Annotated in this window: 13 protein-coding genes; 7 read left to right on the top strand and 6 right to left on the bottom strand. The window is 69.0% G+C overall.

What is annotated here, in order from left to right; all coding sequences use genetic code 11:
- Position 1: 1 nt before the first annotated feature.
- The 3 genes from EIZ44_RS03245 (at position 2) to EIZ44_RS03235 (ending at position 1,820) form a co-directional block, all read left to right on the top strand.
- A complete protein-coding gene (locus EIZ44_RS03245; protein WP_037808850.1) occupies positions 2-523 on the top strand; it encodes a hypothetical protein in 522 nt (173 codons plus the stop codon).
- A gap of 10 nt (positions 524-533) precedes the next feature.
- Entirely contained in the window at positions 534-1,277 is a 744-nt protein-coding gene (locus tag EIZ44_RS03240; protein WP_134727685.1) for an SDR family oxidoreductase, read from the top strand.
- Positions 1,278-1,409: 132 nt separating this feature from the next.
- Positions 1,410-1,820 (top strand): VOC family protein, encoded by a 411-nt coding sequence (locus EIZ44_RS03235; protein ID WP_043834805.1) that lies wholly within the window; start codon positions 1,410-1,412, stop codon positions 1,818-1,820.
- A 4-nt stretch (positions 1,821-1,824) separates the two neighbouring features.
- Here EIZ44_RS03235 and EIZ44_RS03230 read toward each other — a convergent pair whose 3' ends face one another.
- The 4 genes from EIZ44_RS03230 to EIZ44_RS03215 all read right to left on the bottom strand — a co-directional run bounded on the left by EIZ44_RS03230 (position 1,825) and on the right by EIZ44_RS03215 (position 6,640).
- A complete protein-coding gene (locus EIZ44_RS03230) occupies positions 1,825-2,502 on the bottom strand; it encodes a DedA family protein (protein ID WP_037808846.1) in 678 nt (225 codons plus the stop codon).
- Between the two features lie 165 nt (positions 2,503-2,667).
- A complete protein-coding gene (locus EIZ44_RS03225) occupies positions 2,668-3,492 on the bottom strand; it encodes a YceI family protein (RefSeq protein ID WP_037808843.1) in 825 nt (274 codons plus the stop codon).
- Positions 3,489-6,116 (bottom strand): MFS transporter, encoded by a 2,628-nt coding sequence (locus tag EIZ44_RS03220; RefSeq protein ID WP_205673031.1) that lies wholly within the window; start codon positions 6,114-6,116, stop codon positions 3,489-3,491. Before EIZ44_RS03220 ends, EIZ44_RS03225 begins: the two co-directional genes overlap by 4 nt.
- Positions 6,113-6,640 carry a MarR family winged helix-turn-helix transcriptional regulator gene (locus EIZ44_RS03215; protein ID WP_037808841.1) on the bottom strand — a complete coding sequence of 176 codons (528 nt, stop codon included), beginning with the start codon at positions 6,638-6,640 and terminating at the stop codon, positions 6,113-6,115. The genes EIZ44_RS03220 and EIZ44_RS03215 overlap by 4 nt, the downstream gene beginning before the upstream one ends.
- A gap of 251 nt (positions 6,641-6,891) precedes the next feature.
- Between EIZ44_RS03215 and EIZ44_RS03210 the strand changes: the two genes are divergently transcribed.
- Complete coding sequence (locus EIZ44_RS03210) at positions 6,892-7,317, top strand: PPOX class F420-dependent oxidoreductase (RefSeq protein ID WP_134727684.1); 426 nt, start codon at positions 6,892-6,894, stop codon at positions 7,315-7,317.
- 86 nt (positions 7,318-7,403) lie between these two features.
- Here EIZ44_RS03210 and EIZ44_RS03205 read toward each other — a convergent pair whose 3' ends face one another.
- A complete protein-coding gene (locus EIZ44_RS03205) occupies positions 7,404-7,964 on the bottom strand; it encodes a TetR/AcrR family transcriptional regulator (protein WP_134727683.1) in 561 nt (186 codons plus the stop codon).
- An 89-nt stretch (positions 7,965-8,053) separates the two neighbouring features.
- Here EIZ44_RS03205 and EIZ44_RS03200 point away from each other — a divergent pair, with 89 nt between their 5' ends.
- Positions 8,054-9,568: an MFS transporter gene (locus EIZ44_RS03200; protein WP_134727682.1), complete on the top strand. Its 1,515-nt coding sequence runs from the start codon at positions 8,054-8,056 to the stop codon at positions 9,566-9,568.
- A 446-nt stretch (positions 9,569-10,014) separates the two neighbouring features.
- Here EIZ44_RS03200 and EIZ44_RS03195 read toward each other — a convergent pair whose 3' ends face one another.
- On the bottom strand, positions 10,015-10,590 hold the full coding sequence (locus EIZ44_RS03195) for a TetR/AcrR family transcriptional regulator (protein WP_134727681.1): 576 nt from the start codon (positions 10,588-10,590) through the stop codon (positions 10,015-10,017).
- An 88-nt stretch (positions 10,591-10,678) separates the two neighbouring features.
- Between EIZ44_RS03195 and EIZ44_RS03190 the strand changes: the two genes are divergently transcribed.
- Positions 10,679-11,560 (top strand): SDR family oxidoreductase, encoded by an 882-nt coding sequence (locus tag EIZ44_RS03190; RefSeq protein ID WP_134664361.1) that lies wholly within the window; start codon positions 10,679-10,681, stop codon positions 11,558-11,560.
- A gap of 74 nt (positions 11,561-11,634) precedes the next feature.
- Positions 11,635-12,216 carry a class I SAM-dependent methyltransferase gene (locus EIZ44_RS03185; protein WP_134727680.1) on the top strand — a complete coding sequence of 194 codons (582 nt, stop codon included), beginning with the start codon at positions 11,635-11,637 and terminating at the stop codon, positions 12,214-12,216.
- The last annotated feature ends 8 nt before the right edge of the window (positions 12,217-12,224 follow it).

The following is a 12,224-nucleotide window of genomic DNA, read 5'->3' as shown; positions in this document are numbered from 1 at the left end:
GATGTTCGACGATCCGGCGACGACGGATCCCTACGCCGGCGCGGTCACCTGGGACCGGGCAGGCGAAGCCCGGATCGCCGTGCTGTACCCGCCGTATGTCCCGCTCGTGCGCACGCACCTGAACGGGCTGCGGACGCTGGTCGACCGCCGACTGTCCGAACCCGCTGGTCAGGGGCCGGATCCGAGGCTGGCGCTGCTGGTCGAGCGGATGCGCGAGACCACCAGCGAACCGCAGCTCGAACCGGAGGTGCTCAGCGAGGTCCGGACCCGGCTGGACTGGGCGTTGTCAGTGCTGCCGGAGCACGGCGGTGTCCTCGAGCTGCACACCCCGATGCACCAATGGTGGTGGGGACGCGCGCTGCTCGACGTGTGCACGGCCATCACCGCGCTGCTGGGAGCGTGGCTGAGGGGCGAAGCGGTCGACGGGCAGCACTGTCCGGACGACGCGACGTGGTGGATGTGGATGGCGCAGATGCGGTGGCTCGACGCCCAGTTCGTCGAGCCGCTCAAGCCTCGTTCGTAAGGAGTGACCCGTGGGGGTTTTGGTCGTCACCGGCGGCAGCCGGGGCATCGGCGCGGCGATCTGCGAACTGGCCGCGACCCGCGGTTACGACGTGGTGGTGAACTTCTCCGGCGACCCGGCTCCGGCCGAGGAGGTCGCCGAACGGGTGCGGTCCCATGGTGCGCAAGCGCTTGCGCACCGCGCCGATGTGTCCGACGAACAGCAGGTCAGCGACCTTTTTTCGGCGGCGGCCGAGCTGGGCCCGCTCGTCGGCTTGGTGAACAACGCGGGCGTCACCGGCAACACGCCCGGCAGGCTGGACGAGCAGAGCGTCGAGACCGTCCGCCGGGTGCTGGACATCAACGTCACCGGGGTTTTCCTGTGCTGCCGCGAGGCGGTGCGACGGCTGTCGACGCGCTACGGCGGGTCCGGCGGAGCGATCGTGAACGTCTCGTCCACGGCGTCGCGGAACGGGTCGGCGGGCGAATGGGTGCACTACGCGGCGTCCAAAGCGGCGGTCAACACGCTCACCCTCGGCCTCGCGCGGGAGGTCGCCGACGAGGGAATCCGGGTCAACGTCGTGTCCCCCGGCCTGGTCGAGACCGGATTGCACGCCGCCGCGGGAATGCCGGACCGGGTCGAACGGCTCAGTTCGGTCATCCCGCTCGGGCGCGCCGGCCAGCCGGAAGAGATCGCCGCGGCCGTGCTGTGGTTGCTGTCCCCGGAGGCGTCCTTCACCGTCGGCGCGGTGCTCGAGGTCGGCGGCGGACGCTGATCCATCTCGGACAGTGAGACGCCCGGCGACGGGCAGATCACGATTGACCCCGGAACTCGGTGAACTCGCCCGTAGCGGTTGTCCCGGTGTGCGAGTCTGGAACGAGGGGTTGAAAGGACGGCCGCGAAAGTCATGCCCAAGCTCACGTCTGTGCACCATCTGGCGCTCACCGTGACCGATGTGGACCGAAGTGTTCCCTGGTACGTCCGGGTGCTCGACCTCGAGGAAAGCCATCGGCGCGAAGACCCGGAAACCGGGGTGCGCAAAGTAGTTCTGCGTTCGGCAGGAGACGGATTCTCCGTGGTGCTTGTCCAGCATCCGGACACCGAACGGCCCGCGTTCGACGAAAGACGCACTGGTCTGGACCACGTCGCGTTCTCGGTGTCGTCCCGGGCCGAGGTCGCCGAGTGGGAGGACCGCCTCCGCGAATACGGCGTTTCCTACCTGCCCGCGACGGAATCGCAGACCTTCGCGGGTTCCGCGGTGATCGTGTTCCGCGATCCGGACGGCATCCAGCTGGAAGTCTGGTCCGACCCGGCCTGAAAACTCAGGCGTGCGCGTCGTCGGGTTCGTCGACCGGACGCCGCATTTCCTGGCGGTAGCGCAGCACGCCGTACGCGGTGCCGAACACGAAGAACGCGATGCTCACCCACAGCGCCGCGGTCTTGACCCACGGGATGGCGTCGAGCAGACCCGCGCCGTAGTAGCCGAGCAGCACCAGCGTCGGCACCCACAGCAGGCCGCCGACGGTGGTGGCGAGCAGGAACCGCCGCGAATCCATCCGCGCGGCGCCCGCGATGAGCGGGGCCAGCGTGCGGATCCACGGGATCCACCGTGCCGCGACGATCGCGAAGAAACCCTTGCGGTCCAGGAAAGCTTGCGCGCGTTCGAGGTTGTGCCGGTTGAGCATCCGCCCGCCGCGCCGGGCGATCAGCGTGGTGCCCGCGCCGCGGCCGATGTAGTAGCCGATCTGGTTGCCGACCACGGCGGTGAGCAACGCGGCCGCGGACAGCAGCCACGCGTTGAGGTCCGAGCCGTGCTGGGCGAGCACCACGCCCGCGCCGAACAGCAGCGAATCGCCGGGAAGGAACAGCCCGATGATGAGCGCGCATTCGATGAGCACGAACGACAGCACGATGACCCAGACGAGCACCGGGCCGGCGGTGTCCAGCCAGCTCAGGCCGATTCCCGCGGCGTGCGCGGGCTGGGCGGCGTCGAGGTTCACGCGAAGAGCCTACGTGGCTGGGACCGGCCGCAGTACGCAACCATCGAATCCTCCGCATTCGGTGACTTTGGGTATTCCTGGGGTAACCAGACTGTTCACCCTTTTCGCCCAGGACAACGAACAGGCCGCCCGGGACAGTTCCCGGGCGGCCTGTCGCGGTTTTCTCTAGAACTGCGGCAGGGACTCGCCCTGCACCGCCTCGATGTCCAGCTCCACCTTGACGGTCGTGCCGATCGCGGCCACGCCCGCCCGCACCATCGCGCTGTAGTTGATCGCGAAATCGTTGCGGTGCAATTGCGTTTCGGCGTGGAACGCGGCACGCACGCCGCCCCACGGGTCCGGGCCGTGCCCGGTGTAGCGCAGGTCGAGCGTGACGTCGCGGCGTTCGCCGTGCAGCGTCAGCACGCCGCGCAGCGCCCAGTTGTCCGTGCCGAGCTGGGAAAGCCCGGTGCTTTCGAACGTGATGAGCGGATACGCGTCGACGTCGAGGAATTCGGCCGAACGCAGGTGGTCGTCCCGCATCTTTATGCCGCTTTCGATGCTGCCCGCCTTGATCTCGGCGCGCACGCTCGACCGCTCGACCGGCCGGGCGACCTCGATCCGCCCCGCCACGTCCGGGAACCGCACCTTGATGCTCGCGATGCCCATGTGCCGCGCGGTGGCGACCACCGACGAGTGCATCGGGTCGATCGTCCACGGACCCTCCGGCGGCAGCTCGACCGCGCCGGAAACCGGCACGAGCGCGATGTCGCCGAGCAGCCCGGCCCCGTCGGAGCCGATCTGCACGGTACGGGCCAGCGGCGTGTACCCCGGCGCGGTGATCACGGCGGTGTAGACGCCAGGGGGCAGCGGGTCGGTGACCACCGCCCCCTTCGCGTCCGTGACCTGCCGCGCGACCTGGCGCCCGTTCAAGTCGGTGACCGTGAGCACCGCGTTCTCGACCGGCCATCCGCCGTTCGAGCGCAGCTGTGCGCGCAGGCCCCCGCTCATGACCGGTCGACCAGCTCGTCGAGCGCCTGGTCGTAGCTCAGCCGCACGTCGTGCTGGGCCTCGCCGTCGTCCAGCGTCACCTGGCTGGTGGCGGGCGGGTATCCGCTCGCCACGACCGTGTAGGAGCCGATCGGCAGGTCGCTGACCACGTAGCGGCCCTCGCTGTCGGTGCGGGCCACCGCCGCGACGTTGCCGTTCGCGTCGAGCACGGTGATCCGCGCGTCCGGCACGATCCGGTCGCCCTCGGTGCGCGCGACGCCCTGGAGCAGCACCGCGCCGGCGAGTTCGACGTCGTGGCGCAGCACGCCGCTGTCCGGCACCGTCAGCGTGACCGCGACCGGGCGGTAGTGCGGGCCGCTCGCGACCAGCGTGTACTGCCCGGCGCCGACGCCGCTGAAGGTGTAGACGCCGTCCTCGGCGGTGATGAACGCGCCGTTGACCTCGCCGCGCGAGTCGGTCAGCGTGACCGTCGCGTTCGCCAGCGGGGTCGCGGTGCCGATCGAACGGACCACGCCGGTCAGCTCGCCGGAACCGGTGAGCGTGACGTCCAGGTTCGCCGGGTGCCCGCCGACCACCACGCTGGAGGCCTGCGGCTGGTGCCCGGGAGCGGACACGATCAGCACGTACGTTCCCGGACCCTGGGTCGGGATCGAGTAGCTGCCGTCGCCGTTGCCGGTCGCCCGCGCCACCTGACGGCCCTGCTGGTCGATCAGGGTCAGCGCGGCCGCGCTCACGTGGCTGCCGTCCTGGCGGCGCACGTGGCCGGTGACCGGGACGCCGCCCGAGCCGGTGGCCGTGCCGAATTCCGCGTCGGCCACCGAGTTGGTGATCGGCATCGGACGGGCGTCAGCCACCGCCTGCGCGTCGCCGTGGCCGTTGGTCAGGGCGTGCCTGCCGCCGGCTCCGACGAGCACCGGCTCCTTCGGGGCCTCCTCGAACAGCGAACCCGCCGTCTTCAGCTCAGCGGTCTCTTCCTGGGCCGGGACCGGTTCGTCGAGGTCTTCCAGCAGCGCTTCGCCGCCTTCGACCGCGGCCGCCGCCGGGTTCATGCCCGCCAGCGGGATCTCCTTCATGAACAGCAGCACCAGCGTGGCCAGCAGCGCGACGCCGCCGGCGACCCAGAACACCGTGGTGATGGACTCGGTGAAGCCGATCAGGATCGGCGTGCGCACCGCTTCCGGCAGCGTCTGGATGACGCTCGTGTTGCTCGACAGGTCGCCGAGGTTGGCGCCCCCGCCCGGAGGCAGGTGGCCGCCGAACGCCTTGGTGATGTTGCCCGGCAGCACGTTGAACAGAATCGTCAGGAACACCGCGACCCCCGCGGTACCGCCGATCTGCCGGAAGAACGTCGCCGACGCGGTCGACACGCCCATGTCCTTGCGCGGGCCCGCGTTCTGCACCGCGATGATCAGCGTCTGCATGCACTGGCCGAGGCCGAGGCCGATGATCAGCGCGGCGACCAGCGGGTGCCAGATCGGGGTGTCGTACTTGACCATGGCGAAGAAGAACGCGCCCGCCGCGATCAGGATCGTGCCGACGACCGGGAAGATCTTGTAGCGCCCGGTCTTCGAGGTGATCTTGCCGGAGATGATCGAGCTGGACATGATGCCGACCATCAGCGGCAGCATCAGCAGACCCGATTCGGTCGGCGTGTAGCCCTGCACGACCTGCAGGTACTGCGGGATCATCGTGATCGCGCCGAACATCGCCACGCCGACGATCACGCCGCCGATGATGGCCACGGTGAAGGTCGAGTTCTTGAACAGCCGCAACGGGATCAGCGCGGCGTCCTTCATCAGCTTCTCGACGACGATGAACAACACGATGCCGACGCCGCCGATGATGTACATCCAGATCGACTTCTGGTCGCCCCAGCCCCACTTCTGGCCCTGTTCGGCGACGATCAGGAACGGCACCACGGCGATGACCATGGTCAGCGCGCCCCACCAGTCGATCTTGTGGTCGTGGCGGTTGTGCGGGACGTTCAGCACCTTCGCGACGACGAACAGCGCGATGATGCCGATCGGCACGTTGATCAGGAAGACCCAGCGCCAGCCGTGCAGGCCGCCGAGGGTGTCGAAGCCGGCGAAGAAGCCGCCGAGCACCGGGCCGAGCACGGTGGAAGTGCCGAACACGGCGAGGAAGTAGCCCTGGTAGCGAGCGCGTTCCCGCGGCGGGACCACGTCGCCGATGATCGTCATGGCCAGCGACATCAGACCGCCGGCGCCGAGACCCTGCACCGCGCGGAACGCGGCCAGTTCGTACATCGAGGTCGAGAACGACGCGGCGGCCGAACCGGCGACGAAGATCGCGATCGCGGCGAGGTAGAACGGCTTGCGGCCGTAGATGTCGGAAAGCTTGCCGTAGATCGGCGTCGCGATCGTCGACGTGATCAGGTACGCCGTGGTCGCCCACGCCTGCAGGTCGAAGCCGTGCAGGTCGTTGGCGATCCGGACGATCGAGGTGCCCACGATCGTCTGGTCGAGCGCGGCGAGGAACATGCCGCACATCAGGCCGCTGATGATCGTGACGATTTGGCGGTGGGTCAGCCGCAGACCGCCGTCGCTGTCTTCAGCGGGCGCTCCCCCTCGCGACTGAGGTTGTTTTTCAACAGTGGACGTCATGCGTTCGAGGCCCCCTTGGCCTGTGCCGTCGCCGCGGTGTCGGACAGCGACGGATTGTTCTTTTCGATACCTGTGTTGAGCCGCGCGAGAAGCTCGTTGAGCGTCTCGCGCTCCTCCTGGCTCCAATCGCCGAGTACGTCGGCGAGCCACCGGGCGCGGTGCTTGCGGTTTTCGTCGAAGACGCGGAGGCCTTCGGCGGTCGGGGCGAGCAAGCAGGCGCGGCCGTCCTCGGGGTCGGCCTGCCGTTCGACGAGTCCGTGCTGCACGAGCGAGCTGGACTGCCTGCTGATCGTGGAGATCTCGGAGTGCAGGAACTCGGCCAGCTTGCTGGTGCGTTGCGGGCCTTCGTGGACGAGGCAGAAGAGGATCGCGTACGCGGCCCTCTCGATCCCGTCCGGCCCGTGTTTGGCGACCTGGGACTTCGCCTTGGTGATCAAGCGCATGAACCGGACCAGCTCGTGCCCGAGCTGGTCGGCAAGGTCGAGGTCGGCCTCTGGCCTGACGGCGGAGTTCTGAGGTGCCATGTGGGTCTTCCTTGGGGTGGAGCAAACCATTGGTTGGCGACTGCAACTAGTTGCCTTAAGCAAGAGTGTGCCCGTACGGCGTATTTCGCAAGCGGCCGGCCCATGGTTGTGTCACAAGACACTTTAGTTGCCGCATGCAAGCAGATTTCAACCGGAGGGGTATCGTCCGGTTTCTCCCGGTATGCGGACGCCGCTGGTCACTAGGGGTTTCGGGCGGGAACAGATCCTTCTCGCCGGAGTTTCATAGAGGTATGACTGACGACACAGCGCTCTACGACCTCATCGCAGCGGGCAAGCAAGGCGTCCTGGCGACCCTGAAACGAGACGGCCGTCCGCAGCTGTCGACGGTGTCGCATTACTTCGACCGCGACGCCCGCCAGTTGCAGGTGTCGATCACGGACACGCGCGCGAAGACGAAGAACATGCGCCGGGATCCGCGGGTGAGCTACCACGTGGCGTCGTCGAACGGCTGGTCATACGCGGTGGCGGAGGGGCGGGCGGTGCTGTCCGCGGTCGCGTCGGCTCCGGACGACGAGGCGGTGGAGGCGTTGATCGCGCTGTACCGCAAGGTGGCGGGCGAGCATCCGGACTGGGATGAGTACCGAGCGGCGATGGTGGCGGACCGGCGGCTGGTGCTGACGGTGGAGATCGAGCGGGTTTACGGGCTGGCTCGCTGAGGTGGTCGTCCGTGAGTGACGCCTGAGGGAGTTCTCCTCGCGGACTTGAAGTCAGGGGGCGTCGGGTGCCTGGCGATCCCCGCGGCTCAGCCCTTCCGCCGTCCCGCCTGGACCGGCGCCCCGGCCTCGATCCGGTCCGCGATGTCCTCGATCTGCTCCAGCAGGCTGTCGGTCACCTCTTCGCCCAGCGCCGCGCGCATGTAGAGGCCCTCGCCGACCAGCATCACCAGCTCCGCCGTCACCGGGTCCTCGACGTGCTCCAGCATCAGCTCGCGGGTGCGCTCGGTGCAGCGCCGCGACACCTCCGCCGCGATCGGGTCGTTGAGGACCAGGCGGAGCGCGGCCATCGTCGTGCGGTGCAGCGCCAGGTCGCGCGTGACGTCGGTGATCGACGAGCGCAGGTAGTGCCGCACCACGCCTTCCGGGGCGCTCCGTGCGCGTTCGAGGTCCTCGTCGGTGAGCCGCTCGAGGCGTTCGAGCAGGCCGTCGCGCAGGGCGTCCTTCGAACCGAAGTGGTAGAGCAGCCCGCCCTTGGACACCCCGGCGTGCGCCGCGACGGCGTCGAGCGTGATCTCGGCCGGGCCGCGGTCGGCGAGGATGACCTCGTACGAACCGAGGATGCGTTCTCGTGCTGAAGGTTTAGCCATCACCTTGACTATACCGTCCAGACGGTTTACCTTCTACCTCAGGAACGAAACTGTACCGTCTGGACGGTACAAGGAAGGAAGAGTGCGCCATGGTGCGGCGCGGAGGCCAGTGGTGGGCTTTGGCGGTTCTGGTGCTGCCGGTCCTGTTGATCAGCGTGGACACGACAGTCCTGGGGTTCGCCCTGCCCTATCTCAGCGAGGATCTCGCGCCCACGGGTGCGGAGCAGCTGTGGATCGTCGACGTCTACTCGTTCGTCCTGGCCGGACTGCTGGTTTTCATGGGCACGCTGGGCGACCGGATCGGCAGGCGGCGGCTGCTGCTCATCGGCGGTGCGGCGTTCGGTGCGGCCTCGGTGCTGGCGGCGTTCGCCACGTCGCCGCTGATGCTGATCGTCGCGCGGGCGCTGCTGGGCGTCGGCGGCGCGACGCTGATGCCGTCCACGCTGTCGCTGATCCGCAGCATCTTCACCGAGGACCGCACGCGGCGCACCGCGGTCGCGATCTGGAGCGCGGCGTTCTCCGGCGGGATGGCGGTCGGCCCGGTCGTCGGCGGCTGGCTGCTCGAGCACTTCTGGTGGGGTTCGGTCTTCCTGATCAACGTGCCGGTGATGGTGCTGCTGCTCGTCGCGGGCCCGTTGCTGCTGCCGGAGTTCCGCGATCCGAACCCGGGCCGCTTCGACCCGTGGTCGGCGCTGCTGTCGCTCGGCACGATGCTGCCGGTCGTCTACGGCGTGAAGATCGCCGCGACGGAAGGGGTCAGCTGGTCGGCCGGTGCCGCGATGGTGCTCGGACTCGCGCTGGGCGCGGCGTTCGTGCGCCGGCAGCGACAGCTTGACCAGCCGATGCTGGACCTCGGCCTGTTCGCCAACCGCAAGTTCGCCGGATCGGTGATCACGAACCTGCTGGGCGTGTTCGCCCTGGTCGGGCTGCTGTTCCTGCTGCCGCAGTACCTGCAGCTGGTGCTCGGCCTGAAGCCACTGACCGCGGCACTGTGGATGCTGCCCGCCACGGTCGCCGGCGTCGTCGGCGCCCTGGCAGCCGCCTGGCTCGCCCGCCGAGTCCGGGTGCCGGTCCTGGTCAGCCTGGGCCTGCTCCTCGGCGCGGCCGGCTTCCTGGTCCTGACCACCATCGGAGCCGACGCCGGACTGGCCGCGGTAGTAGTGGCGTTCGTCCTGGTCGGCGGCGGGGTGGCCCTGTCGGAAACCCTGACGAACGACCTCGTGATCTCCGCCGCCCCGGTCAACCGCGCCGGCGCCGCATCGGCGATCTCGGAAACCGGCTACGAACTGGGCGGCGCCCTCGGCACCGCCCTGCTGGGCAGCCTCGCCACGGCGGTCTACCAGTCCGGCCTGCCCGCCACCGCCCCCGCCGCAGCCCACGACACCCTCGGCGGCGCGGTAGCCACCGCACACTCCCTGCCCGCCACCGAGGGCGCGGAGCTGCTGACCACCGCCCGCGAGTCCTTCGTGACGGCACTGCACACGAGTGCGTGGGTGGGCGCCGCGATCCTCGTGTACACGGCACTGCAGGCGTACTTCCTGTTGGGCCGTCGGCGAAACCGCCCGCAGGACTCCAAGCCGGAGGAGCCAGCGATGTGCGCATGATTCGGTCCCCGTCAGGCAGGCGAATCCAACTCGCCTGCTTGACGGGCAGCGCAGTTCCGGTTGCCGGGTAAGGGAAATGCTTCAGACCGGACGGCTGTCCGCCGACGCGGGCACCGCCCCGGCCGAAGAGGCGCTAGGGCCTCCGGAGCGGGCGGATGCCTGGCACTACTCGTTCGGGCCAGTGAAGTGCTTGCTGTGCAAGGCTCTTCCGGATGCTCCGCTGGGTCGGCGTCCGTCCCTGCGGTCGCTCTCCGAGTCCTCGGGATGGCCGCGTTCGACGTCGCCTCTCCGGCGCGGACCCGTCCGGTGCCAATGCGTGCGGGAGTGGGCAGGCACCGTCCGTGCAGCCCAGCGAAGCACTCGTCGAAGCTTCTTCCAGCGCTGCCACCAAAACTCCACCGATTCGGCGTCCGGGCTCCCAGGCAAGAGCCGCCGGAAGCGTGCCGTCACCCCAGTGAAGCGCTCGCCGCCCGCAGCTCCTCCAACGCCGCCACCAAAAACTCCGCCGGATCAGCATCCCCGCGATCGCTCTCCGACCACGTGAAATACCCCCGCTTAAAAGCCAGCACCCCCAACTCACTAGCGAGCGCGGCAGTCGCCTCGGGTAGGCCTCGGGCGGTCAGAGCGGCAGTCATCGCCGCGGCTAGGCCGACGCTCTTAAGCGCGTCTCGTTCCTGGAGTTCCGTACTGGCCGCGACCGCGGCCTTCAACCGAGGGGCGAGTTCCCGGTTCATCGGGCCCATGGCCGTCGCGGCGCGGCGCAGGCCTTCCGCTACTGCTTCCAGGGGGCTGGCGTCGGCGGGGGCGTCGGCGATTCCCTCCGCGAGCAGCTTGCTCAGCGTTTCCTGTCCGGCCACCAACAACTCCCGTTTGTCCGGGAAATGCCGGAAGAACGTGCTCTTCGTGACACCGGCGCGCTCAGCGATCTGCGCGACCGTCGTGGCGTCGTAGCCCTGTTCGGCGAACAGGTCGACGGCCGCTACGACCAGCCGTTCGCGTGCTCCGGGTTCCCATCGGGCCATGACGCCATCCTATGTGACGAGACCTTTGTCCCGTCACTCTGGTAGCGTCTGACGGGACAAGAGTCCCATCACTCTGAGGGAGAAATCCATGCGCGTGTTCGTCACCGGAGCGACCGGGTTGGTCGGCTCCGCGGTCGTCGCCGAACTGCTGGGCAGCGGGCATTCCGTCGTCGCGCTCGCTCGGTCCGACGACTCTGCCGCGGCGGCTGAGAAGGCGGGTGCTGAGCCGGTGCGGGGTGCGCTGGCTGATCTGGACGTCATTCGCGAGGCTGCGGCCAAAGCGGACGGGGTGATTCACCTCGCCTTCGCCAATGCGTTCAACAGCGCCGAAGCCCTCGCGCACGCGGTCGCCGAGGAAACGGCGGCGCTCAAGGCACAGGCTGAGGTGCTCGTCGGAAGCGATCGGCCGTTGGTCACGGTTTCCGGGACGCCGTATGTGCCGGGGCGCGCGTCGACCGAGTCCGATCCGCTTTCGACTGACGGGCCCGTCGGCGGGAGGGGGCGCACGGTCACCGAGGTGTTGGGGTTCGCGGATCGTGGGGTCCGGACGTCCGCGATCCGGCTGCCGCGCACGGTGCACAACGACGGGAAAGGTGGGTTCGCCGGTCTGTTGACCACCATCGCCCGGCAAACGGGAGTCTCCGGTTATCCGGGCGACGGCACGCAGCGGTGGCCGGCGGTGCACGCGCTCGACGCGGCGGTTCTTTTCCGGCTCGCGTTGGAGAAGGCTGAACCGGGAACGGCCTGGCACGCGGTCGCCGACGAAGGGGTTGCGGTCGCTGGCATCGCGGAAGTGATCGGACGGCGGCTGGGGCTTCCGGTCGAATCGGTCCCGGAGGAAACGTACGGCACGCTCGGTCCGCTGTTCGCGATCGATCAGCCAGCGTCCAGCACGCACACGCAGCAGGCACTTGGCTGGGTTCCGACGCATCCCGGTCTGCTGGCGGACCTGGAGAACATCCGGAGCTGATTTGCGGTTCCGGCAAAGAACCTTGTCGTTCAGCGCGGTCAGCGGAATCGTGAACGGCGGAGGTGGCAACGAAAATGGTTCCGTCCGGGGAGACCGCGCAGTTCTGGGAAGACCTCTACCGCAGCCGTGAGCAGGTGTTCAGCGGCGAGCCCAACGGGGTGCTCGTCACCGAGGTCGAGGGGTTGCCGCCGGGGCAGGCGTTGGATGTCGGGTGCGGCGAGGGGGCTGATGCGCGGTGGCTGGCCGCGCGCGGATGGCAGGTGACGGCGCTCGACATCTCGCGCACCGCGTTGCAACGGGCGGCCGCGGCTAACGCCGGGATCGCTTGGGTGTGTTCGGATCTGGCCGCGAGTCCGGTTCCGGCGAGGGCGTTCGACCTGGTCAGCGTCCAGTATTTCCCGCTTCGCCAGGACGACGGGGTGCTGCGGAAGCTGCTCGACGCCGTCGCGCCCGGCGGGACTTTTCTCTTCGCCAGTCACGATCCGCGCGACCTGTCGCCGGAGCACGCCGGGTACCGCCAGCCGGACGACATCGCGCGGGCTCTCGGGGACGAGTGGACCGTCCTCGTCGACGAGAGCCGGCCGCGGGTGAAGCCCGCTCCGCCGGGCACCGCGCACACCCGTGACACCGTGCTGCGCGCGCAGCGGACCAGCTAATACTGGAA

Source organism: Amycolatopsis nivea (assembly GCF_004522235.1).
GTDB lineage: Bacteria > Actinomycetota > Actinomycetes > Mycobacteriales > Pseudonocardiaceae > Amycolatopsis > Amycolatopsis nivea.
The sequence above is the reverse complement of the archived record's forward strand: the minus strand, read 5'-3'. Positions and strand labels throughout refer to the sequence as shown.

Excerpts from the sequence above, each read along its gene's own strand:
- EIZ44_RS03245 (WP_037808850.1), top strand. The coding sequence starts at position 2 with ATGTTCGACGATCCGGCGACGACGGATCCCTACGCCGGCGCGGTCACC.
- EIZ44_RS03235 (WP_043834805.1), top strand. The coding sequence starts at position 1,410 with ATGCCCAAGCTCACGTCTGTGCACCATCTGGCGCTCACCGTGACCGAT.
- EIZ44_RS03225 (WP_037808843.1), bottom strand. The coding sequence starts at position 3,492 with ATGAGCGGGGGCCTGCGCGCACAGCTGCGCTCGAACGGCGGATGGCCG.
- EIZ44_RS03220 (WP_205673031.1), bottom strand. The coding sequence starts at position 6,116 with ATGACGTCCACTGTTGAAAAACAACCTCAGTCGCGAGGGGGAGCGCCC.
- EIZ44_RS03215 (WP_037808841.1), bottom strand. The coding sequence starts at position 6,640 with ATGGCACCTCAGAACTCCGCCGTCAGGCCAGAGGCCGACCTCGACCTT.
- EIZ44_RS03210 (WP_134727684.1), top strand. The coding sequence starts at position 6,892 with ATGACTGACGACACAGCGCTCTACGACCTCATCGCAGCGGGCAAGCAA.
- EIZ44_RS03205 (WP_134727683.1), bottom strand. The coding sequence starts at position 7,964 with ATGGCTAAACCTTCAGCACGAGAACGCATCCTCGGTTCGTACGAGGTC.
- EIZ44_RS03200 (WP_134727682.1), top strand. The coding sequence starts at position 8,054 with ATGGTGCGGCGCGGAGGCCAGTGGTGGGCTTTGGCGGTTCTGGTGCTG.
- EIZ44_RS03195 (WP_134727681.1), bottom strand. The coding sequence starts at position 10,590 with ATGGCCCGATGGGAACCCGGAGCACGCGAACGGCTGGTCGTAGCGGCC.
- EIZ44_RS03190 (WP_134664361.1), top strand. The coding sequence starts at position 10,679 with ATGCGCGTGTTCGTCACCGGAGCGACCGGGTTGGTCGGCTCCGCGGTC.
- EIZ44_RS03185 (WP_134727680.1), top strand. The coding sequence starts at position 11,635 with ATGGTTCCGTCCGGGGAGACCGCGCAGTTCTGGGAAGACCTCTACCGC.